At 60.5% G+C, this 24,573-nt stretch carries 9 protein-coding genes (1 of these 9 cut by a window edge); all 9 read left to right on the top strand.

Annotated elements, in window-relative coordinates; all coding sequences use genetic code 11:
* Positions 1-271 precede the first annotated feature (271 nt).
* Complete coding sequence (locus ACK4FZ_RS06380) at positions 272-2,494, top strand: catecholate siderophore receptor Fiu (protein ID WP_409819006.1); 2,223 nt, start codon at positions 272-274, stop codon at positions 2,492-2,494.
* A 99-nt stretch (positions 2,495-2,593) separates the two neighbouring features.
* On the top strand, positions 2,594-2,794 hold the full coding sequence (gene hemP, locus ACK4FZ_RS06375) for a hemin uptake protein HemP (protein WP_409819004.1): 201 nt from the start codon (positions 2,594-2,596) through the stop codon (positions 2,792-2,794).
* A gap of 119 nt (positions 2,795-2,913) precedes the next feature.
* Positions 2,914-3,675: a hypothetical protein gene (locus ACK4FZ_RS06370; RefSeq protein WP_409819001.1), complete on the top strand. Its 762-nt coding sequence runs from the start codon at positions 2,914-2,916 to the stop codon at positions 3,673-3,675.
* A gap of 283 nt (positions 3,676-3,958) precedes the next feature.
* Complete coding sequence (locus ACK4FZ_RS06365; RefSeq protein WP_409818999.1) at positions 3,959-4,696, top strand: methionine ABC transporter ATP-binding protein; 738 nt, start codon at positions 3,959-3,961, stop codon at positions 4,694-4,696.
* Positions 4,697-5,383 carry a methionine ABC transporter permease gene (locus tag ACK4FZ_RS06360; RefSeq protein ID WP_409818997.1) on the top strand — a complete coding sequence of 229 codons (687 nt, stop codon included), beginning with the start codon at positions 4,697-4,699 and terminating at the stop codon, positions 5,381-5,383.
* Between the two features lie 44 nt (positions 5,384-5,427).
* On the top strand, positions 5,428-6,237 hold the full coding sequence (locus tag ACK4FZ_RS06355) for a MetQ/NlpA family ABC transporter substrate-binding protein (protein ID WP_409818996.1): 810 nt from the start codon (positions 5,428-5,430) through the stop codon (positions 6,235-6,237).
* Positions 6,238-6,417: a hypothetical protein gene (locus ACK4FZ_RS06350; RefSeq protein WP_409818994.1), complete on the top strand. Its 180-nt coding sequence runs from the start codon at positions 6,238-6,240 to the stop codon at positions 6,415-6,417.
* A gap of 228 nt (positions 6,418-6,645) precedes the next feature.
* On the top strand, positions 6,646-9,117 hold the full coding sequence (locus ACK4FZ_RS06345) for a TolC family outer membrane protein (RefSeq protein ID WP_409818992.1): 2,472 nt from the start codon (positions 6,646-6,648) through the stop codon (positions 9,115-9,117).
* Between the two features lie 84 nt (positions 9,118-9,201).
* Positions 9,202-24,573, top strand: partial view of a VCBS domain-containing protein gene (locus ACK4FZ_RS06340; RefSeq protein ID WP_409818990.1) — the 5' portion only. 13,920 nt of this gene lie beyond the right edge of the window; only the first 15,372 of its 29,292 coding nucleotides appear in the window; it begins with the start codon at positions 9,202-9,204; its stop codon lies off the right edge, out of view.

Genomic DNA, 24,573 nt, shown 5'->3' with positions numbered 1-24,573 from the left:
CGGGGTAAGGGGCAGCGATGTCTGACCAGGATTGCGCCGCGCTTGCGGCAGCAGAGTTTGGTCGCAAGGTAGCGGCCCGGCGGGCAGACAGTACCGGTTTCTGTCGGCAGTTTGTTGCTAGTGTGTGAACAAGTATTGCGTAAAATTAATGATAGTTGTTATCATTACGATGTTTTCAAGAATGTTAGCCAGCCAGCTGTAGCCCACCGCCTGGGGTATGTAATGCAGTAAGCCAGCAAAACCACTCACGACATCCCGACTGGAGAAACAATTGGCTCACTCTGCATACATCAAGAGCGGCAAGACCCTGGGTCGCCAAGCCGCTGCCATCGCGCTGCTGACCATGCCAGCCATGGTGCTGGCGCAAACCGAAGCTACCTTGCCCACCACCAAGGTAAGCGCCCCGGAACAAACCACCCCGGCCATCAAGAAAGAAAAGTCGGCGTCGCCCAAGCTGACGCAGCCGCTGGTGGATACCCCGCAGACCGTTACCGTGATCAGCAAGGAAGTGCTGCAGCAGCAAGGCGCGGTGTCGCTGATGCAAGCGCTGCAAAATACCCCTGGCATTACCATGCAGCTGGGCGAGGGTGGTGCTACTAATGCCGGTGACACGTTTTCCATGCGTGGCTTCCGATCAGAAACCAGCACCTTTGTCGACGGCGTGCGCGACCTGGGCGCGGTATCGCGTGATACCTTCAACCTGGAGCAGGTGGAAATCGTCAAAGGCCCGTCCGGCGCCGATATCGGCCGCGGTGCCACCAGCGGCTACATCAACCTGATCAGCAAGAGCGCTAACCTGGAAGACAATATCTCCGGTAGCGTCGGCGCCAGCACGGCAGATAACCAGCGCTTCACGCTGGACGCCAACAAGGTGATCGACGATACCACCGCCGTGCGCGTGAACCTGCTGCGCCAGCAGGGTAGTGTGGCTGGTCGCGACAAAGTAGAAAAGAACACTGACGGTGTGGCAGTGTCGCTGGCTACTGGCCTGGGCACCAACACCGTGTTCACGCTGAATGCACAGCACATCAAGCAAGACAACGTGCCGGATGGCGGCGTACCTACCATCGGTCTGGAAGGCTACTACAATAGCGGCCTGCCGGCTGGCGTGACCGCGTCCCCAGTGAACAGCAGCAACTACTACGGCTTGAATGGCGATTACGAAGATGTGACTGCCGACATGATCACCGGCAAGCTGGAGCACACTTTTGCCAACGGCAACAAGCTGACCAATATCACCCGCTTCGGTAAGTCTGATACCGACCGTATCATGACTGCGATTACCGCCAGCACGACGACCAGCACCAACGCTGCCGCGTGGACCAGTACGCGCAGCCGTCAATACACGCTGCAGGACAACACCATCCTGGCCAACCAGACCAATCTGCAAAGCCAATTCAAGACCGGCAGTATCGAGCACGACCTGCTTGTGGGCATGGAGCTGCTGCACGAAGGCCAGAATAGCTACACCCGTAGTGGCCTGGGTACCGTGGCTGCGGCCAACGCCTATAACCCGAACAGCGGCGATACGCTGACCGGCTACGCCCCTTACCTGACCGGCGCGTCGACCAAAGGCTTTACCAATACCATCGCCGTATATGGTTTTGACACGCTGAAACTGAACGAGCAGTGGCAACTCAGCGGCGGCCTGCGCCTGGAGCACTACAACACCCAGACCGACGTCACCACCGTCTCCGGCAGCAACCTGATTGCCAGCAACCTGGAAAAATCCGGCAATCTGCTGGGCGGCAAGCTGGGCCTGGTGTACAAGCCGGCGGCCAACGGCAGCGTTTACCTGGCGTACGCCACCTCGCAAAAGCCGGCCGGTAGCGACAACTTCACGCTGTCCACCAGCGCCACCAGCAGCAGCAATACCGCGCTGGACCCGCAAAAGACCGAAAACATCGAGCTGGGTACCAAGTGGGACCTGCTGGACAACAAGCTGGGCCTGACCGCCGCCATTTACCAGACCACCAACAAGAACGAGCTGGCCAAGGCCGATAGCGTTACCGGCGCCATCGTGCAGTACGGCAAGCGCGAAGTGAAAGGCATGGAGCTGGGCCTGGTCGGCCAGATCACCCCGGCATGGCAGGTGACTGCCGGCGTGGCACACATGAAGACCGACATCACCGAAGGTTCCACCACCTCTACCGCAGGCCTGACTGGCCAGTCGGCAGACTGGTCGCCGGAGTGGAGCGCCACCCTGTGGAGCAGCTACAAGGTAAACAACGACCTCACCATCGGTGGCGGCGTGCGCTACATGGGCAAGAACACCAATACCAAGGTGCGTACTACCGAGTACATTCCAGGCATTCCGGCCTACACCGTGGTGGACGCCATGGCCAGCTACAAGCTGAACAAGAATGTGAACCTGCAACTGAACGTGTACAACCTGTTTGACGAGGACTACATCGCTTCGCTGAACAACAACCGTACCCGTTACGTGCCGGGTACCCCGCGTACCGCCAACCTGACCGCGAACTTCACGTTCTAAGTCGCAGCCGGGCTACTGCGTGCGGTGGCCTGGCCTGTACGGCACCCCTGTCTTGGGTAGGGGTGCGTTTTACATGATGACCCGACCCTGGTTACACCGATGAGTACACTCAGTTTCTCGCTCGACTCCCTTGCGGCAGGCCTGCTGCCGCAAGGTGTTGGTGCCGGCACCCAAGCCGATGTGCCGCTGATCAGCAGCGAACAGCTGTTTGCCGACTGTAAAGCACTGCTGATTGAGCACAACGGCCAGCAGTACCGCTTGCAGATTACCAAGCAGAACAAGCTGATCCTCACCAAATAACCGTTGGTTGTTCATTCTGCGCCCTATGGTTTGCCACGGGGCGCGCTGCCGTCTGTAGCTTGCTAGGCTTGGCCATTGCCGGTAAAACGCCGTTTTGCCCAACGTAACGGAAACCCGCCATGACGCCCGATACCTGCCGCCAGGCTGCCATTACCCTCGCTTCCCGCCGTCTGTCCGGTAGCCGCGGCCCGCTGTTGGCCGCCGAACTGGCGCCGGCCACGCTGGACGACGCGCTGGCCATTCAGCAAGCCGTCAGCGAACTGTTGGGCAATGCCATTGGCGGCTGGAAGTGCGGCCTGCCGGACGCCGAGCGCAAGGTGGTGGCGCCAATCTACGCCAGCACCGTCAGCGACGGCGACACCTGCCACGCCTGGGTGCGTGATGGCATGGTGAAAGTAGAGCCGGAGTTGGCTTTTGTGTTTGCCGAAGGCCTGCCACCGCGCGCCACGCCGTATAGCGAGGCCGAGATTCTGGCGGCCATCAGCCAGGTACGGCTGGCGCTGGAGCTGATCGACAGCCGCTTTGACGCCGAACCCAAACCGCCGTTTTTGCAGTCGCTGGCCGACGGGCTGGTGAACCAGGGCCTGCACCTGGGGCCGGCGGTGGCCATCGACGCCGCACGGGCGGCCAGCATGCTGGCCTTGCGCGTGCAGCAGGGCCAGCGCGACGACACGCTGCAAGGCGCGCACCCGGCCGGGCAGCCGCTGGCGCCCTTGCTGTGGCTGGTGCAGCACCTGCAGGAGGGCGGGCAGGGTATTCTGCCGGGGCAGGCGGTGATTACCGGTAGCTACGCCGGGGTGCTGCTGTTGCAGCCGGGCGTGCCGGCCAGCCTGCAGTTTGGCGATTTGGGCACGCTGACGGTGACCTGTCAGCCGCGCTAGGCCGTGGTGGCAAGTTGCCTGCCAAGGTTGGCCGCGGCGCGGGTCGGCTGCGGCCAACGGCCAGTGGTAGTAACGTGGTAATAAATGCTTGACACAAACGAACGAGTGATGTTCAATTGCAATCAGGATTTTGATTTAACGCCGATTTGACACAGCTTGCGGGCGTAAAACAGCTAAAGCGTGGGGAGTAGCAACCAACACTACTCGCCAGAATTTTCAAAGCCGAAAATTCCCAGCTTAAGCCCGCCAGCGTTACGGCGGGCTTTTTGCTTTGGAGCTTTGGATGATTCACCTCAAGAACGTACACAAGCGTTTCCGCAAGCCGGAAGGCGGCTGGTTCGACGCGGTACGTGATACCAGCCTGCACATCCGTGCCGGCGAGATCTTCGGCCTGATCGGGTTTTCCGGCGCCGGCAAGTCCACCTTGCTGCGCCTGATCAACCTGCTGGAACGTCCGGACAGCGGCAGCGTTACCGTGGACGGCCAGCAGCTCACCGCGTTGTCTGCCAGCGCGCTGCGTCGCGCCCGCCAGAACATCGGTATGGTGTTTCAGCAGTTCAACCTGATGGCCAACCGCACCGTGGCCGACAACATCGCCTTCCCGCTGGAAATTGCCGGCTGGGGCCGCGCCGAGATCGACGCCCGCGTTGCCGAGTGCCTGGATGTCGTTGGCCTTGCCGAGCGCGCCCAGCACTACCCGGCGCAGCTGTCCGGCGGCCAGAAGCAGCGCGTGGGCATTGCCCGTGCCCTGGCGCCGCGCCCGCACGTGATTCTGGCCGACGAGCCCACCTCGGCGCTGGACCCGAAAACCACCCAGTCCATCCTCGACTGCCTGCAGGACATCAACGCCCGCTTTGGCGTGACCGTGGTGATCGTCACTCACGAAATGCACGTCATCCGCTCCATTTGCCATCGTGCCGCGCTGCTGGACGCCGGCGAAGTGGTGGAAATCCTGACGGTGCAAGACAAGCAGGTCAGCGCGCAGTCGGCGCTGGCCAAATCCCTGCTGGAGGTGGCGTAAATGGAAGAACTGACCCTGGCCCAGGCGCTGGCCAACCTGTCCGACCTGGCGCCCGAAATCTGGCAGGCCAGCCTGGAAACCGGCCTGATGCTGGCCATCGGCTTGAGCGCGGCCATCCTGCTGGGCGGCCCGCTGGGCATTCTGCTGTACCTGACTCAGCCCGGCCAGCTGTTCGCCCACCGCACCGTCAACGGCGTGCTGGGCTGGCTGGTGAACCTGGTGCGTTCCTTCCCCTTCATCATCCTGATGGTGTCGCTGGTGCCGCTTACTCGCGTGCTGGTGGGCTCCACCATCGGCCCGGTGGCCGCCGCGGTGCCGTTGTCGTTTGCTGCCATTCCGTACTTTGCCCGTCTGGTGGAGCAGACCTTGCGTGAGATCCCGCGTGGCGTGGTGGAGGCGGCGGAAGCGATGGGTGCCAGCCCGGCGCAGATCATCGTCAAGGTGCTGATCAACGAAGCCCGTGCCGGCCTGATTTCCAGCCTCACCATTCTCACCATCAGCTTCCTCAGCTACTCGGCCGTGGCCGGCGTGGTGGGCGGCGGCGGCATCGGCGACCTGGCCATCCGCTACGGCTACTACCGCTTCCAGAGCGAAGTGATGATCGCCATGGTGCTGTTGCTGGTGGTGATCGTGCAGCTGATCCAGTTTGCCGGTAACCGCCTGGCCGCGCGCCTGGATAAACGCTAACCCTGTCAAAAACAAAGAGATCCCTCTCACAAGGAGCTAGAACAATGCGTCGTATCGCCCTCAAGACCCTGGCAGTTGCCACCCTCGGCCTCGCTTTCGCGGCCAACGCTTACGCGGCCGACCCGGCCAAGAAAGAAATCGTGTTCGGTACCACCGTTGGTGACTTCGGCGACCAGGTAAAGCAGGCCATCAAGCCGATCCTGGAGAAAAAAGGCTACACCGTGAAACTGGTGGAGTTCACCGACTACGTGCGCCCGAACCTGGCGCTGCAGGAAGGCTCGCTGGACGTGAACGTGTTCCAGCACAAACCCTACCTGGACAACTTCTCCAAAGAGCACAAGCTGAGCCTGAAAGAAGTATTCCAGGTGCCCACCGCACCGCTGGGCGTGTACCCGGGCAAACTGAAGTCGCTGAAAGACGTGAAGCCGGGTAGCACCGTGTCCGCCCCGAACGACCCGTCCAACTTCGCCCGCGCGCTGGTGATGTTCAACGATCTGGGCTGGATCAAGCTGAAAAAAGGCATCAACCCGCTGACCGCGTCCGAGCGTGACATCGACGTCAACGTGAAGAAGATCAAGATCGTTCCGCTGGAAGCCGCCCAGCTGCCGCGCTCCCGCGCTGATGTGGACTTCGCCGTGGTGAACGGCAACTACGCCATCTCCTCCGGCATCAAGTTGACCGAAGCCGTGTATCAAGAAAAGAGCTACGCCTACGTAAACTGGGGCGTGATCCGTGCCGCCGACGTGAACAAGCCGTGGGTGAAGGATGTGATCGCTGCCTACCAGTCGCCGGAATTCCGCGCCTGGGCGCAACCCAAGTACGCTGGCTACAAGTTCCCGGCGGCATGGAAGTAAATGCTTTCTCCGCGCAGCCAGCGCTGCGCGGCCGATTTCCTTGAAAACTCCTGGCATTCAAGGCTTCTGACGCGGGCTTCGGCCCGCTTTTTTTATGGTTATTTCATTATTTTGGTATCTGAGTGGTATTTTTCGCTGCCGATACGCCACCTTGCTTGGCCATTTCTGGCGCAAGTGTGATTTTTCAGCATTGATATGATTCAGTTTGTGCTATTTGCTTAAAGTTGCGTAGCAGTTTTGTACCTATTTCAATACAATACTCTAACTAAAAAACCGTCTGCAGCGGCAGGCAGGCGGGCAACCGATACCTAGCAAGGGTGGCACACTTTGGATATCTGCAAGAAACCTCTCAGGGTTCTGACACTGGCGCTGATGCTGTCTGGCCTTGCACCGGCCATGGCAGCGGGCGTGGCGAATGTAAGCATCAAGGCAGAGGGCGATGCGGTACGCCTGCAACTGGACGTGCCTGCCGGCACGCTGCACAGCGGTTTGCAAGTGCAAGACAGTACCGAGGTGGTGCTGTTGCTGAAAGATATCGACCCTGCCGCCTTGCGTGCCAGCCTGGCAAACCTGAAGGCACACCCGTTCATCAAGCGTATCGACACTTTGGTGCCGAGCCAGGGTCTCACCCCGCTGCGTATCGAGTTTGCCCGCCCCGTAAAAGTTCAGGATGAAAAGCTGGTTTCGCTGCAAGATCGACGTACCCGCTGGGAAATGATTTTTGCCCCCGATACCCAACGGGTTTTGCCGCCGAAGCCGGCGCTGGAACAGCTGGTAGTGGTTAATCGAGAAGGTCGTGCCGACTTGCGCCTGATCGGTTCGGCTACGCTGGAGGCTGACCTGGCGTTCGATTCCGACGGCCGCCAGGTGGTATTCGAGCTGCCCGGTATCCGGCGCCAGGATCTGGAGCGGGTGATTGCCGCCGCTGATCTGGCGCGCAACCCGCTTTTGCAGAAGCTCAGCGCGCTGGATGGCGGCAAAGGCAGTAGCCGCTTGCTGGTAACACTGGCTGCCGATGCCGACGTGGTGGCAGGCGAGGGTGTGGTAAGCCGCGGTAAAGGCGAAATTCTGGTGTCGTTTGTGCCGGATGCGGCGCCACAGGCCCAGGCGCCGGCCATCTCCGCCATGCAGCTGGCCGAGTCTGCCGGTGCCTTGTCGGTGTTTGCCGACAATCTGGGTGCCGCCAGAATCAGTGCCTTTACGCTGGATAAGCCTCCGCGTCTGGTGGTAGACGTGCTTGGCAGCAGCGTGGAAGACATCAAGCCTCTGCTGCCCCGTGTGGGCGGTAGCAGTGACCTTGTGCATGGTGTGCGCCTGGAGGAAACGCGTTTGGGTTCGGCGCGGGTCATTTTTGATCTGCAGCGTTCGCAGGCACTGTTGGCTTCCGGTCTGCAAAACCAGGGCAACCGCTGGATTGTGTCCCTGAACGGCAAGGGCCATCTGCCAGCCGAACAGGGTGCGGCTGCGCTGGCAGCCTTTGCCGGAGAACCCATCTCGCTGGAGCTGCGTCAGCGACAAGACGCCGACGAGCTGCATCGTCCCAGAATGCTGATCAAGCCGGTGGTGCTCAGCGGCAAAGCGCTGAACCCGCGTGCGGCCAACCCTGCATTGGTGCAGTCCGGCCTGCCGGCCTTGTTTGAACGTGCGCTGCAGAACGACCCTAAATACCTGGCCGCCAAGAGCGACTTCATGATCGCTGCAGAAAGCGTACCGCAGGCCCGTGCTGCGCTGCTGCCCAGTGCCGTGATCGACGTCAGCCGTTCCATGGTGCAGCAAAACATTACCGAAGCACCGAACAAGGCCTTCCCGACGGGTAGCACCAATTACCCGTCGTTTTCGTGGTCGCTGTCCATCAGCCAGCCCGTGCTGAAATTGCCAGCCATTTACAAGCTGGATCAGGCCGAACTGGCGATCGAACAGGCCAAGCTGAATGTGGTGGCAGCAGAGCAAGACTTGTTGCTGCGTACCTCTGCAGCCTACCTGGGCTTGCTGGCGGCACTGGACGGCATGGAACTGTCCAGTGCCGAACGCGAGGCCACCCAGAAACAGTTCGAGCTGGCCAAGTCACGGCTGGATAACGGTCTGGGCACCATTGCCCAGGTGCACGATACCGAGTCGCGCTTTAGCCTGGCGCGTGCCCGAGAGATCGAAGCGCGCAACCGCCTGCAAGATGCCCGTAGCGCTTTGAAGGAAATCGTCGGTAGCGATGTGGCAGCCGTGCTCAGTTTCAAGACCCACTTTGACCCTGCTTTGCCCCAGCCTGCCAACCCGGAGGCCTGGGTTGATGCTGCCATCAACCAGAACATTGCATTGCAATCGCGCAAGCTAGCCGAGCAGATTGCCGGTCTGGAAATCAAGCGCCAGAAGGGGGGGTACTACCCCACCATGGCGCTGGTCGGCACCACCAACGGGCAGAATACCAAGGGCTCCTTCTACGGTGGCGGCCAACGTCAACAGAACAACGAGCTGGCGTTGAAGCTGAACATGCCGGTGTACGAGGGTGGCATGACCAATTCGCTGGTGCGTGAAGCCGGTGTCCGTCTGGAAAAAGCCATGCTCGAGCGCGAACAGGAAGAGCGCAAGACCGAACGTGCTACCCGTGCCGCTTACCAGAGTGTGGAGACCAGTGCTTCCATGCTGGAAGCACTGCGCAAGGCGGTCATTGCCCAGGATAGTGCGCTGCAAACCCGCCAGGAAGGTTACAAGGCCGGCGTCAGCAGTGTAGTAGCGGTTGCTGACGCCTACCGCTTGTACTACTCCGCGCGGCGCGATTATCTGCAAGCGCGTTACGACTATCTGGTCAATCGCCTCAAGCTCAAGCAAGCCGTAGGTGCATTGGGGCGCGAAGATCTGACCGATCTTGCCAGCTTGATGCAGTAGCACGCAGTTTTACCTCATACATAACAACCATAAATCAGCCAGCAGCCCCCCTGCTGGCGTTGCCGTTCTAGCTGGAGTCAGACCATGAGCCGCCATCCGAAGAAAAAGCCGCACACCGCTCGCAACCCCGCCGTGTGGATTCGTGCCCTGCTGAATGTTCCTTCGGGTGGTCGTAGCCGCCAGGTTGGCCGCCAGCCTACTTTGTTTGTCGAGCAAGTAGAGCCGCGCTTGCTGCTTTCCGGTGACGGGCTGGTATTACCGCCTACGCCGCAGCAGCAAAAGCACGAAGCGATCATCGTGCCGCACGACCTGCTGATGGGCCAGTTTGGTGTCAGCCAGGCCTTGCAGTCCGGTTTGACCGGGCAGCATGCCAGCTTGCGCCAGGTCATCAATGAAGTGGTGTTTGTCGATCAGGCGGTAGACAACTACCAGCAATTGCTGGCTGGCATCGTTGCCCGTCCGGATGAGGGGCGCAGCCCCGGTCAGCTGGAAGTGGTCGTGCTGGACAGCAGCCGCGACGGTCTGCAGCAGATGAGCGACTGGCTGCGCCAGTACCAAGGTATTCGTGCCGTTCACGTCATTTCGCATGGGAGCGAGGCCGCTCTGCAGCTGGGCAATAGCGTGCTGGACGATATGAGCCTGGCCGAGCGCGCCGATACGCTGCTGGGCTGGCGCAACGCGCTGGCCACCGGTGCCGATGTACTGCTGTATGGCTGCGATGTGGCCAAAGGCAGCCGCGGGGCGGCCTTTGTCGAGGCGATGTCGCGCATTACCGGCGCCGACGTGGCTGCCTCGGATGACCTTACCGGCAACCCGGCCCAGGGTGCCGACTGGCTGCTGGAAATGGCCACCGGCCAGCTGCAAGTACAGCCGCTGTTTGCCATGAGCACCCTGGACTATCTCGGGGTGCTGGCCAGCCACCCGGTCGCCAATGGCCTGTCTGACAGCAGCCTTGTCGTAGCAAATGGCGACACGGTAGACCTGAGCCAGGTAGCAGGTGACCTGGTGGTCACGGCTACCCAGAGTGGCCTCAGCGTACGCTACGCCGACCCGACGCGGCTGGGTACGCTTACCATCACTGGTGGCGCCGGTTTGCATTTGATTGGCGGTCAGGGCAGTAACCGCTTTGTCATTGAAGACGCCAGCCGTATTGCCAGCATCACTGCCGGCCATGATGCGCAAGACAGCGTAGAGCTGAAAGAGCAGGCAGGCCTGAGCAATGACGGTAGCGGCAAGACCGTTGTCAGCATGAACGGCACGACGTTTACCGTAGACAAGGTAGAACAGTTCAGCGGTAACATTTCGCTGGGTGCGTCAGCACAGTCTGCCTTGCAACAGGCCATGGCTAAGTGGAATGACATCACTGCCGAGCTGATCAATTTGCCGCAGCTGCAAAGCAAAGTCCCGCTACTGGATAAAACCCTGGGCGAGCTGCTGGGCAGCGCCCTGTCGGCTACGCCGGGTGGGCTGGGCAATCTGGCCAATGTGCTGGGCTTTGACAAAGGGGCTGCTGCCATCGCAGCCGCGACCAATCTGGGTAGCCTGGCCAGCGCCTTGCAAGACGAAATCAACAGTGGCGTGGCGGGTAGCCCGTTTACCGTGCGCGCGGTGCTGGCGGGGGACTGGAGCGAGTTGCGCCTGAGCCTGCAGTTTGATGCCAGCCGCACGCTGACAGTCAGCCCGGTGCTGTCGCAAGATATCAACCAGAAGCTGGCAGCAGCCGGCTTTGCCATCGATACCCTGTCCGAACTGGATGCGTTGCTCGGTTTGCGTGGCCAGGTAGATATCGGTCTCAAGCTGGCCGGTCTTGGCAGCCTGCAGGACAGCATGAGCCATGCTGCCTTCTTGCGCGTCGCCCCGCTGGTGGTGGGGCTGGACCTGGCCGCGCGTAATGTCAGTGCTACGGTTGGTCTGTCGCGCCAGGTATTTGGTAGTGGTGCAGCTGCCGTCATGGTCAGCAATGGCAGCATAGACCTGAGCTGCCGCACCGAGTTGCGTTTTGCCGAAGCCTTCTGCGACGAACAAGGCCGCTTGCCGCTGGCCAAGCTGACCGGCGAGGTGATCTCTGGCGGCTTTACGGTGAGTGCTACCGGCAGCCTTAACGCTACGCTGCCGCTGAACGCCACCCTGGGTAATTTCAACCTGTCGGCTTACGGCACCCCGACGCTGATTCTGGAAACCGACGAGCTGTTCCGTGTCGCCAGCGGCGAGAAAATCAGTGTGACCAGCCCGGCGGTATCGCTGGATGTTTCCCTGAGTGCCGAGCTGCAGCAGTCCATTCTGGATATGCTCGGCGGTGCCAAAGAGCTGGGCGAGAAGCTACCGTTTGGCCTGTTCGACCAGGAAATCCCCGGCGTGGGCAAGTCGCTGGCCCAGCTGCTGAACGACAGCAATGACAAAGCCGCTGCGGGCATTGGTGGCGTGTTCAACCTGAAAGACGCCGCCAAAACCTATTTTGACGGTTTCAGTGGCGGCAGCCTGCCCAGTATCCGTGGCCTGGTAGCCAGCCTGTCAGCGACATTGAGCAGTGCTTTCAAGAAAGCCTTCGATGCCACCCAGTTCAATTGGTCTGGCAAGAGCCTGAGTGGTTTTGACTTTGCTGCTTTTGCCAACAGCAAAGGCCTGAGCCTGGATTTCCTGCGCGGCATGAACTTCAGCGGCGCTGACCTGCGTGGTGCCCGTTTTGATGGCCTGGACCTGAGCGGTATCAACTTTAGCGGTGCTCGCCTGTACGGCGCCAGCTTTAGCCTGGCCACGCTGCGCGGCGTGAACTTCAGCGGTAGCTGGCTGGACGGCGTAAGCTTTGCCGGCTTGGACCTGCGTGGGGTGAACCTTGCCGGCGCTAGCATTGCCGGGGTGAATTTTACTGGTGCGGCGGCTTTTGGCGTGAACTGGGCGGGCGTACGCTTCCCGCAGTTGCAGCTGCCGCATGTCACCAATCTGGTTAGCGATATCAATCTGAGCAGCCTGTTTGGTGCCAACAGTGGCTGGAAGCAGCTGCAGTGGGGGCTGGATTTGTCGGCCCTGAAACTGGACTGGTCGCGCTTCGATCTGTCGGGTATCGACTTTTCCGGGGTCAACCTGTCCGGCTTCAATCTGTCGGGTGCCAACTTGCGTGGCGCCACCTTTGACGGCGCCAACCTGTCCGGAGTTGATCTCAGTGGCGCTTTTGGCTGGCAGGTGAAGTGGGGTAGTGTGCTGACGGACGCGCTGACCAAACTGGATAACCTGATCACCGACGTCAACCTGTCGTTGGCCGGCATCGGCAGTTTCAAGCTGTGGCAAACCACCACCAATTTCAACGGTTTCAACTTTAGCGGCTGGGACATGTCCGGCCTCGATTTTGGCGGCAAATCGTTCCTGGGTTCGCTGTTCCGCGGCGTGGATTTCTCTGGTGCGCGCCTGGGCGGTGCCTCGTTTGACATCGCTACCGACTTTTCCTGGGCCGACTGGCGCGGTGTTGACCTGAGCGGCATCAGCACTTTGCTGGGCAAGTTCCGTGGCGTGAATTTCAGCGGTCTGAACTTTAGCGGCATCAGCTTTGACAGCCTGGTGGTTGACCTGTCCGCTGCCCGCTTCAGTGCAGCCAGCAACTTGGCTGGCCTGTTCTCCGGCCTGTCGGCCAGCGCGAAGCGCCTGTTCACCGCTGCCGATTTTAGCGGAGTGGATCTTTCTGGCCTGTCGGCGCTGACTACCTTCAAGTTCGCCGGCTTCAAGCGCGTCAACTTCAGTGGCGCCAATCTGTCCGGCCTGGATTTCAGCGGCGTCGACCTGTCGTTTGCCAGCCTGCGCAATGTGTCGCTGGCCGACCTCAAACTGGATGGCGCCTTGCTGTCCGGCGTGGATTTCAGCAATGTGGTGGGTACGCTCAAGAGCGCGGCCAAGGCGTTTTACGATGCGCTGACCAAGCTGCCTTCGCAGTTTGACAACGTGCTCGGCAGCATGAACAAGCTGGTGGTGGAAGACATCCTGGCTACCGGGGCCAATGGCCCGGCTTTTGCCTTCTCGGGCGGCCTGAGCTTTAACGGCAACGCGCTGGACCTGCGTCTGAACCTGCAAGCCAATCTGGATCGCAGCTTCGAGGCGGCCTTCCATTTCAGTAGCGCCGACCTGGTCAATAACAGCATGCTGCCGGTGTTTGACGTTAGCGGTACCGCGTTGGGGCGGGCAGTGCTGGCGTTGAACTTTGACATTGGCGCGCGTATTGGCCTGCTGGATAAAAATGTTGCTGGTGTGGTGAACGTGCCGCTGCCTGCGTCGATCGACCCATACTTGCGCCTGAACCGCCTGGATGCGGCAGCGTCCTTGGGTGTGGCCAACCTGGCTGCCAGCATCAGCCTGGCTAATCTGGGGACCGCCAGTTTGCTAAATGGCCAGTTCTCGCTGGCAGTTGGCGGGCGCATGTCGCTGAATGGCCCGGCTGGCGACGGCCTGCTGCGCTGGAGCGAGCTGGCGGCGCTGAAAGCAGCCAACCCTGCTGACTGGTGGAAAAATCTGGCCACCCTAACGCCTTCCACCAAGCTGGATGCATCGTTTGGTGTCAATCTGGACGTGCAACCCACGATTGGCGGCCAGGGCTTTACCGACATTTTTGGCACGCCCTACATCACGCTGGACACCGACCAGCTGTTCCGCCTCAGCGACGAAGGGCTGGTGGTGTATCAGGCACCCTCTGTCAGCGTAGATGTGCTGCTGTCTGCCACGCAGAAAACCCAGCTGCTTAATGTGCTGGACAAGCTGAAAGCGGCAGGTGAGGGCGCGTTTAACCCGGATTTCCTGTCTATCAAGCTGCCTGGCATTGGCAAGAGCCTGTCCGAGCTGTTTGGCAACAAGAGCGCCGACTCTGGTAGCAGCTTCTTCAACCGCCTGCTGAACCTGAGTGATGCGGCCAACGCTTACTTTAATAGCACCAAGCTGGCGGCTACCCCGCCCGCCGGCGCCACTGACGCTACCTTGCTGGGCTTGGTCAATGCGCTGAATACGGCGCTATCGCACAAAGTCGCTATCGATTTTGACGCCAGCCAGCGCGACTGGTCGGGCAAACAGCTGGCCAATGTGAGCTTTGCCGGCTTGAACCTGCGTGGCTTCAATTTCAACGGCGCCGACCTCACTGGCGCCGACTTCAGCGGGGCCGACCTCACTGGTGCCACCTTTGCCGGCGCCAACCTGAGCTTTGCCGCGTTTGCTACCCGCAAGCCGGATGGCAGCGTAGACCGTAGCAATGGCAAAGCCGGTGCCGCACGTCTGGAAGGGGTGAATTTCAGCGGTGCGCGTCTGAAGGGTGTTGACCTGGGGGGGCTGGACCTGCGTGCGGCCAACTTTGACCTCGCGGACATCAGTACCACCGTATTCGATAAAGCTTCGCTGGTAGGCGCCAGTTTTGCCGGGAGTGTGGTATCGGCCAGCACCCGTCTGGCCAATGCGCTGTTTAGCGGTGTGTTGCCGGCCGAACTGCTGCAGGCCAGTGGTAATGCCATTGCGCTGGACCCGGTAAGCGGCGCTGCCGACCTGAGTGGCTTTGACCTGAGCGGCTTCAATTTCAGCGGCCTGGACCTGTCCGGCATTACGCTGACCAATGCCAAACTGGTTGCGGCTAACCTGTACGGCGTGAAATTCGGTGCTGCCAACTTGACGGGTGCCGATCTGAGCAGTGCTTATCTGGCCAAGGCAGATTTGGCCACGGCAACGTTGAACAACGCTACCAAGCTGGATGGCGCGCTGTTTGCCAAGACCGATAGCGTGCCCACGACTGCTTCGGGTAGCGCGCTGGTGATCAAGCAGGGCAGCTCGCTGGCCGGGCTGAACCTCTCCGGCTACGATTTCAGCGGTATCGACTTTAACGGTGTTGACCTGTCCGGTGCGCGCCTGGTGGGCGCCGTCTTTAGCGGTGCCAGCCTGGCTGGCGCCACATTGAGTGATAGCAGCGATTTCAGTCATGCCGACCTGCGCGGTTTGGCTGCGGTGAGCGCGGCCAGCAGCGACCCGCAAATCAGCTTGCCGGCCACACTGAAAGGTGTCTTTGCCGGTGCAGATTTGTCCGGCCTGAACCTGTCCAACATCAGCCTGAGTGGCCTGAACCTGGCCGGTGCCAACCTGCAAGGTGCCGTGGTAGCCGGTGCCGATCTGTCGCTGGCCAATCTGCGGGCAGCCAACCTGCTGTTGGTAAGCGGTACCCCTGCCAGCGCCAAAGGTGCCTTGTACGATGCCGACACCCGCTGGTACGCGGGGGCGGCGAAGTGGGCTGGTGTACAAAAAGCGCTAGAGGCACCTGCCAGCGCGCATTTGTACGACGGCCCGCTATTCGACTTCCGCGGTACGCTGGATACCAGCGGTACCGAGATCCGCATTGCGCTGAATTTCCAGATCAACCTGAACCGCCAGGTAGCCATGGGCTTTGCGCTGGGCAGCAGTGACTTGCCCGAGGCTGCCCGCAAGCTGCTGCCGCAGTTTGCGTTGTCTGGTACCGCGCTCGCTGATATCAAGGCCGCAGCCGATATCGACCTGGGTGTGGTGTTAGGTAGCAAGACCGTGGGTAATGGTGCGGCCAACTTTATTGTGCCCAGTGCTGATCAGGTACAGACCTACATCAACGTGAACCGCCTCCAAGCCGAGGCCGAGCTGCAGCTGCAAAACCTGCAGGCGCTGCTGAACGTGGCCGGCCTGCTGGACGTGGGCATCGAGCAGGCCGATATCAGCCTGAAAGCCGCGGTCAAAGCCGTGCTGGACGACCCGGATAACCGCGATGGCAAGGGGCGTGTGTATCTGTCGGAAATCGCTGCAGCCCAGGGCGGCCTGGCCGGCCTGATCCATAGCGACAGCATCGCCAGCCTGTCCGGCGCCATTACCCTCAACGCCAAAGGCCAGGGGTTTAATCTGAACGACTTCGGTCTGCCAGTCATCAACCTGGATGCGCCGGTGCTGTTCAAGCCCGACGCGACTACCGGCAAGCTGGTAGTGCAGCGCCCCGACGCCTCGCTGGACGTGCGCCTGACCGAGACCCTGCGCGACAAGTTGCTGGAAGTGTTGGACAAGGTGGACAGCACGGCCAATCAGAACGTGCTGGGTGTGGGTTTGCTGAACAGCAAAGTGCCCGGTCTGGACAAGAGCATCAACGAGCTGCTGGGCTTTGACAGCGATGATACCGACGCTGTCGATATCAAGGTATTTGCCCTCAAGCAGGCAGCACAGGCTTTCTTTGCCCAGTACACCTTCAGCGATAGCGCCGAAGCGAACAAGAAAACCGGCTGGCCAACCCTGCGCGAGGCCACGCAGCACCTGAAGAAGGAACTGGCCAAAAAATTTGGCCTGCCGCTGGATGCCAACCGCCGCGACTGGTCGGGCGAAGACTTGGCCAATTACGATTTCAGCCAGCAAAGCCCTAACCAGCTGCGTGGCTTCGACTTCAGCGGTGCCAACCTGAGTGGTGCCAACTTCAGTGGTCTGAACCTGGACGGCGTGAACTTTAGCGGCGCCAACCTGCAAGGCGCGATTTTTGATGCCGACACATCACTGCGCGGCGCCAATTTTGACGGTGCCGACCTGCAGGGCATCAGCTGGGCGGCGGTAGACCTGCGTGGCGTGAACATGGCCAACGCCAATCTGCTTGCGGCTAACTTTAGCGCTAAAGACCTCTCTGCAGCCGACCTCAGTGGCGCGCTGCTGGCCGGCGCCGACCTGAGCGGCAGCAACCTGCGCAATACCAGCCTGGCCCGTGCCGACCTGTCCGGTGCGCGGCTGGAAAACGCACTGGCCATCGGTGCCAGCTTTGCCTGGGCCAGCTACGACGGCAATACCTTCCTGGATGGCATGGTGGTAGACCGCACCGTCAAGGCAGTATTCGGTACGGCGCTGAGCGCCAATGTGGTTTACCTGGGCGCCGGCGGCGTCACGCTGGATGGTAGTAATCATCGCTACAACTGGCAGGGCTGGGACCTGTCGTTCATCGATTTCTCGCTGTTCCAGAACCTCACCATCAAGGATTTCGACTGGTCCGGCGTCAACTTGCGCGGCGTGAACTTCAGCGGTATCAGCTTTGCCGGCAGCATCAACCTGAAAGGGGTGTTTGCTGTAGACGTCATCTGGCCCAGCGTCGATTTCTCCAGTGTTTTCAAGTTTGACGGTGGCAGCGGTTTCTTCTTTAACAGCAGCGGCAGCGGCCTCTCCCTGCCAAGCTGGTTGACGGGTATCAGCGGTTATCTGCCGTCGCTGGATTTCAATTTCGGTGCCAATGGTCTGCTGTCGCTGCGCGGCTGGGACCTGTCCGGTCTGGATTTCAGCGGCCTGAAGCTGAACCTGTCCGGCATCGACCTCAGTTTTGCCAACCTGAGCAAGCTGAAGTTTGGCGAGCTGCTGCTGGACTTCAATACCAACTGGACTGGCAGTATCTGGTCCGGCCTGAGCTTCAGCAGCGGCAACTGGCCCAGCTTCAGCGGTATCTTCCGCGACGTGGACTTCAGCGGCTTCGATTTCAGCGGCTTCAAGCAGCCAGGTAGCTGGAGTTTTGATGGCGTGCACCTGCCAGACTTCAGCGGTGCGCGCTTTGCCGGCGCCCTGAACGTAGGCGAATTCCTGATCGGCCTGAAGCTGAAGCTGCAAAAGCTGAACATCGACCTGAGCCTGCCGCAAATCAATTTCGCGTTTGCCGACTTCCGCGGGCTGGATCTGAGCGGCTTGCGTGGCCTTTTCGACAGCATCAACTGGACTTCGGCTGGCATGACACAGCCTGCGGATAGCAATGCCTGGCTGGGCAAGCTGTTCCAGGGTTTCAAGCTGCCGTCTGTGAACCTGTCCGATATCAAGTTGCCTGATATCAGCTTTGATTTCAGCAAGCTGGACCTCTCTTTTGCCAATCTCAACGGCATCAGCTTTGCCACGCCTGCTTTCAAAGGCTTCAAGTTTGACGGCGCCAACCTGCGAGGTATCGATCTGTCCGGCGTGCTGGGCTGGATCCAGTCGGCGTCCAAAGCCATGTTCAACAAGACCGATGCTTGGGTAAGCAGCGTGGCTGACGCGCTCAAGACGCTGGACATGGATGCCGTGGTGCTGGACGACGTGTTTGCCGGCGATGCCAGCGGCCCCGAGTTTGCCGTGCTGCCGATGTTCGATACCACCGGTAACGAAATTACCTTGGGTCTGGGTGTCAAGATCAATCTGGACCGCAGCCTGCAACAGCAGTTCAGCTTTGGTCTGGCTAATCTGGCGGGCGATGCTGCCACCAAGATTGCCAACTTTACGGCCAGTGGTAACGCCATTGGCCGCCTGGTACTGCACGCCGATCTGGAAGCAGGCATGGCGCTGGGTACCAAGCGTGGCGATAACAGCCTGAATCTGCCGGTGCCGACCAGTGCCGACCTGTACTTCCGCATCAACCGCTTCGACGCCGGCGCTGCGCTGAATGTCTATGGCTTGCAAGCCAGTGCCAGCTTGCTGGGCGACTTGGCCAATGTGCAGCTGGTGGATAGCGATTTTGCCGTCAAAGCCGCGGCCAAAGTGCTGGTAACCGACCCGGATAACCGTGATGGCAAAGGCCGCATTACGCTGAAAGACCTGGCAGCCTTGTCCGGTCAAGGCAAAACGGTGGCGGGTTTGTTTACCGTGACGCCGGCGGCGTCGCTGGAAGGTAACCTCGTGTTTGATGCCAGTGTCGGTGGCGTCAACATGGGCATGTTCGGCAACCCCACGCTGGCGATCCGCTCTGACATCATCCAGGGCAAGCTGACACCGCAGTACTTCTTTGATGTCAGCATTGACGGTACCGAAGCCAGGAAAAACCTGAAAGCCATTTTCGATCAGGCAGCCAGCGTGGGCGATTCGCTGGATGGCATGGGTTTCATGTCCAGCCAGTTGCCATTTGTCGGCGAAAGTCTGGGCGGCATCATGCAGAGTGACGACGGTCGCAAGCTGGGTGATGTACTGTCTTTCCGCCGCGTGGTGGACGGCACCAAGTTCTCGGTGCTGGACGACTACTACAACAAGGCCGGCCCGCACACTTATAGCGGTCTGATCAGCATGCTGAAAGACTACCTGTCCGCCAGCGGTGACTACAGTGGCCTGCAGTCGCTGTTCCCCAACCAGTATGGCGAAACCCAGGCCGGCCCGTTTACCGTGGGCGGTGGCCTGGAGTTCCAAGGCAGTAACGAGCAACAGATTGTCGATCTGGGCGGTGCCACAGGTGGCAGCTTCAAGCTTACTTTCAGCCATAACGGCGACGATTACACTACGGAAGCCATTCTGCACAACGCCTCTGCCGACGCAGTGAAAGCAGCGTTGTTGGCCGCCAAGACAAGCAGTGACACCGCACTGAATGGCTTGCTGCTGGATGTAGTCAAGCTGGATGGCCGTTATCTGGTGACCTTCGCCGGCTTGCTGGCGGGCCGGGATGTTGCGGCCATGCAAGTAGACGCTACGCAGCTGAGCAAGGGCGGCAATAGCGTCAACGCCACAGTACGTACCCAGCGCGAGGGCGCCAGTAAAGAGCTGCGCCTGGATTTGAAGCTGGACCTGAGCAAAACCACCAGCCTGCCGTTTAACTTGGGCAGCGGTCTGGACAGCCTGGGTCTGAAGCTCAAGGGCAGTGGGGACATTGACCTGACCGGCGAGATCAAGCTCGATCTGTCTTTCGGTTTCAATTTCGACAGCCTTGCTACCGCAGCCGACAATAGCCAGCTATTCATGCAGGCCAACCAGATCTCGGCCAAGGCCAGTGCCAACATGCAGAATTTCAATGCCGGCGTGGCCTTGGGTGTACTGGACGGCCAGGTAGACAACGGCACCATGAAGTTCGAGGCCAATGCCAGCGTGGGCCTGTCTGCCCTGGCCAACGATGATGGCCGCAATGGCGAGCGCGTGTTGCTGGGCAGTGTTGGCAAGCTGAGTGACCATGTCAATGCGACGGCAGATGTTTACGCTGTGGCAGACCTGCCAATCAAGGCCAACCTGTTTGGTGGCGACCTCACCAAACTGACCGGCGGGGCTAACCCCAAGGTAATCGTAGAGTGGGGTAGCGAAAGCACCCCGCTGGCGCTGGAAGACATCAAGACGGCCAGCCCGGTGATCCGCAAGGAAAATTTCACCAATCTGGCCAGCCTGTCCAATATGACACCGGCGCAGATGGTTCAGTTGCTGGCCAATGTGGGCGACTTCCTCAACCAGTTCCGCGACTCTGACCTGTTCGATATCAAGGTACCGTTCAGCGGTGCCGATCTGGGCGATGTCTTCGACTTTGGCTACGGCTGGACCAAGGTGCTGAATGAGCGGCTGCAGGGCATCACCGCGATGGACCTGACTGCTACCACTGCCATCTCGCCCGTTTTGGCGGACGACGTAGCGTTTGACCTGGTGCTGCAGCGCCCGGGCGATGCGGTGCCAAGCAAGTACACGGTTACCGTAAAGGCGGCCGAAACAGCTGCGTTCAAGAGCATTAACGAGTTGGCAGAGCTCATCAACGGCAAAGTGGCCGAGGTGATGAATGGCGCACTAAAACTCAATTCGGCACTGCCGGTTTGGGTGACCGAGGGCCAAAGCAACAGCAGTACCCAGGGTAGCCAGCAAACGGCTAACGGTGATGCAGCCAAAGTGACCCAGTTGCAGCAGGGTGGAGAAGCCATCAATAGCGTGCTGCTGCTGGATATCGGTACGGCTAATGGTACGCTGACCTTGAGTAATGTCGGTAATGGTACGCAAGCCAGCGTCAACGTGTTGGCCAGCGATAGCGATGATACCATCGCTGCCAAACTGGCCACGGGTGCCGCCACCGTGTTTGCGACCGATGCGGCCAACCTCAAGGTAAGCGGCAGCCGTGCCGACGGTTTCCGCATCGAGTTTGGCGGCAGTCTGGCTGGCAAGGCGTTCCTGGCCCGCGAACAACTCGGCGGCCTGGTCTCGGCGTCAGGCAGCAATGCCTTCCTGTTCAAGCCCGGCCTGCGTGAGGGCGTGGTCAGTTTCCCGGCTGCCGGTGGCAGCGAAGGCAAGTTTACCCTGCTGGCCGATACCAGCCTCAGCACCCTTTACAACCAGATCAGCCAGGCGGTTGCCACTGCCAGTGGTCGCGATGTGAGCGATATCACGGTAAGCGGTGATCGCAACAGTGGTTTTGTCATCCGCTTTACCGGCGCTACCCAGGCCAGTCTCGCTGCCAGCATGGCCGTAGGTGGCGTCAATGCCCTGTCGGTCAGCTTCGTGGCACCGGCCGATGCCAAGGCCGCGGTGAGCGAAACCCTGTCGCACAGTACCGGCGTCAGCGAAGTGAAAGTGCTGGCCTTTACCGGCTACGAGCGCGGTACCTTCGAGCTGGAGCTGTACGGCAAGAAAACCGGTCCTATCCGCTACCTGCACAATGCGGTAGATGCCCAAGCCCTGGCTATCCAGCAGGCGCTGGAAGGCATTGTCGGCAAAGGCAATGTGGAAGTCAGCTTCCCGCAGAAAGACCCGCTGGACGCTAGCGGCAAGAAAACCAACTTTGGCTCGGCGCCCAAGTTCAAGATTGCGTTCAAAGGCAGTTACGCCCAGCAAAACATTCCCGACATGACCGTCTATTTTGGCGGCCTGAAGGCAGGCAGCTATGTGCCGGCTGGTGAAGTGCGCGGCGTAGAGCTGATCGAGTTCAAGCCGGGGGTGAACAAGCGTGGCGAGGTGCAGACCGTGGTGGTCAGCGCTGCGGCTGCCAGCCCGGCCAGCTTCAGCTTGTCATGGACGCACGGTGGCAAGACTTACACCACGGCTACCCTCAACAGCAATATGGGTTCTGGCGAGCTACGCAGCCAGTTGCTGGCCGCCAGTGACGGTAGCGGTGCCAAGCTGGGAGATATCCAGGGGCTGGAGCTGGGGGTGTCGCTGGCAGAGCGCGGTGCCTGGAAGGTGAGTTTTGGCGGCAGTCTGGCTGGCATAGAGCTGGCAGAGCTGCAAGTTGGCCAGCTGAGTAATGCGGTTAACCCTGTCGTCAGCTTGAGCCTGGTGCAGGAGGGCCGCTTCCGTAGCGAGGTACAGCAGGTGGTGTTGGCCGCATCCAGCGGCTTGATGCGCGTGCAGCTGGGCGATGGCGCCTTGTCTGCAACCTTCCCGGCGCTGGCGACCGCCAAGGAGCTGCAAGCCATTCTGGAAGCCATGCCGGACATCGGCGCGGGTAATGTCATTGTCAGCGGCGAACCGCAAAAGTGGACTGTCAGCTTCCAGGGCCGCCTGTCCGGCCGCGACGTACCATTGCTGGTGTTCAGCCCGGTACAGGAGCTGGCCTTGCAAGCAGCTGCTAGCGGTAGCACCAGCTTTAGCGTGAAGCTGGCCGGCAGCAGCACGGCCAGCAAGACGCTCACCATTAGCGGTTTCGATGACGATCAGGTCCGTGTCGCCCTGCAAGATGCGCTGGCTGGGCTGGAGGGCGTCGGCGCAGGCAATGTGAGCGTTGCCGGCCAGAACGGTCAATGGCTGATTACCTTTACCGGCGAGCTGGCCGGCCAGGTTGTGGCCGGGGTCGAGCTGACCCGTACCGTGGACAGCACGGTAGAAAAAGTAAAAGCCAAGGCCGTATCGGCTGCCATGATCCAGGTTGCTGCCGTTGAGCCGCAACTGAAGGCAGGCGGCATTACCTGGGGCAAGCTGCAGTTCAAGCCGGTGAATGTGGATGACTTCGCGTATTTCGCCATCCGCCCGAGTGCCGGCGTATCCATCGATGTGGTGACGCCCGGTACTAGCCAGGTGGCCGAGGTACAGCGTTTGCGCATCGTCAATGCGGCCGTCGCGGCAGCCTCGCAGTTCGAGCTGCAATTTGCCGACAAGAGCGGCAAACAGGTAGCGATCAACGGTTTGGCGGTCGATATCAGCGCCAGCGAGCTACAGCAGCGCATCAATACCGCATTTGCAAATGCTGGCATTGATGGCAGCGTAGCGGTGGCCGTATCGGTGCTGAACGAGCCCGTCGGTACCCGCGTGCCAGAAGGCACCCGCGCGTTTGACATCACCTTTGCCGGCAAACTGGCTACCGGTGACCAATCATCGTTTACGGCCAGCTACCAGAACCTGCGCGCCAAACCGGCTGCGCAAATGGTGGCCTACACCCTGCAACATGGCGCCGCAGCCGCAGACGGCAGCGTGGCCAAAAACGAAGTACAGCGCCTGACCATCAGCAACGCGGTTGGGGGTACTTACGGCTTTGCCCAGCGTGTAGGCAGCGAGTACTACACGCTGAACGAACCGTTCTTGTACGGTGCCAGTGCCGAACAGCAACAAACCGAGTTGAAGAAGGCCGGCCTCGATGATGCGGCCATTGCCGCCCCGACCGAGGGCAAGTCGGCCGAGGAGGCGCACGCCATCCGTCAGGCCAAGCTGATCGAGCTGGGCCTGCGTAAGGCCTTTGCCACCGGGCCCAAGGCCATTGCCGGGGTCGATGTTACCGTTACCGCGGTAGCCGGCCAGCCTGATACTTTCGATATCGTGTACGGCGGTAGCCTGGCGGGTGAAAATCTGCCCACCTTGCTGCTCAACAGCAGCCAGCTCAAGAGCGCAGACCAGACCGCGGGCGACCAGGGTTATGCCGGTGTCGGTCTGCTCGGTCTGGACGTACTGGGCCAGGAAGCCCGTACTCAGACCGGCCCCAAATTCAATACCCTGGAAGATTTTGCGGCGGTGCTGCAAGACGCGGTCAACGAGCTGCTGCCCAAGGGCGAAACCTTCAACGTCACCGCCCGTTTTGACGCACAGGCCATGGACTTCATGTTCGACCTGCGCTTCACACCGGCCATGCCGCAGCAGCTGGTGCCACTGGACTTCGGCTTCGATCTGTCACCGATTGGCGACTTCAGTGCCAAAGGCCAGTTGGTACTGAACGCCGGTATCGACTTTGTGACCACCATCGGCTTGGACTTCAACCGTCCTGACAACTTCAGTGCCGTCGGCGGCTCCGTCAGCAAGGCAGAGCTGGTAGCCAGTGCGGCCAATGGCCTGGCAGGCATTGGCCGTCTGCTGTTCAATCAGGGTGCAGCGTACAACGCCAGCAGCAACCCGGCAGTCGATGCCAAGTTCAGCATCGATATCGACGGCGAACGCTACGACCTGACGTTGACCGCCGCCAGCCAGGCCGACAATAGCAGTGAGGCCGACCTGTTGGCCGACCTCAACGTGCTGCTGGGTGCTACCGCTGTGAAAGCCAATGGCAAGCTGGCTGTGCGTAACTATGCCAACCTGGGGCAAGCGGCCAACTTTACGCTGGTAGAAGTTGCCGGCAAGAAACAATTGCAGCTCAACCTCTACGGCAGCGGTTTGCAGCAGCTTACCGTGGCGACCCAGGCTGTCAGCGTGACCGCCGGTGGCGAGACCCGCAGCATTAACGCTGCGCGTGATGTACTGGGTCTGGGCGGCAGTAAAGCCATTGAAGCGGTGACGGTTGCGCTACCGTCTGATGGCAAGCTGGCCGGCAGCATCGCCTTTGATCTGTTGATCGATGGGGCTGACGACAAAGTCAGTGGC

This window comes from Vogesella sp. (assembly GCF_046297735.1).
In the GTDB taxonomy this organism is placed as follows: Bacteria; Pseudomonadota; Gammaproteobacteria; order Burkholderiales; family Chromobacteriaceae; genus Vogesella; species Vogesella urethralis.
The sequence above is the reverse complement of the archived record's forward strand: the minus strand, read 5'-3'. Positions and strand labels throughout refer to the sequence as shown.

Excerpts from the sequence above, each read along its gene's own strand:
- ACK4FZ_RS06360 (WP_409818997.1), top strand. The coding sequence starts at position 4,697 with ATGGAAGAACTGACCCTGGCCCAGGCGCTGGCCAACCTGTCCGACCTG.
- hemP (WP_409819004.1), top strand. The coding sequence starts at position 2,594 with ATGAGTACACTCAGTTTCTCGCTCGACTCCCTTGCGGCAGGCCTGCTG.
- ACK4FZ_RS06355 (WP_409818996.1), top strand. The coding sequence starts at position 5,428 with ATGCGTCGTATCGCCCTCAAGACCCTGGCAGTTGCCACCCTCGGCCTC.
- ACK4FZ_RS06370 (WP_409819001.1), top strand. The coding sequence starts at position 2,914 with ATGACGCCCGATACCTGCCGCCAGGCTGCCATTACCCTCGCTTCCCGC.
- ACK4FZ_RS06365 (WP_409818999.1), top strand. The coding sequence starts at position 3,959 with ATGATTCACCTCAAGAACGTACACAAGCGTTTCCGCAAGCCGGAAGGC.
- ACK4FZ_RS06350 (WP_409818994.1), top strand. The coding sequence starts at position 6,238 with ATGCTTTCTCCGCGCAGCCAGCGCTGCGCGGCCGATTTCCTTGAAAAC.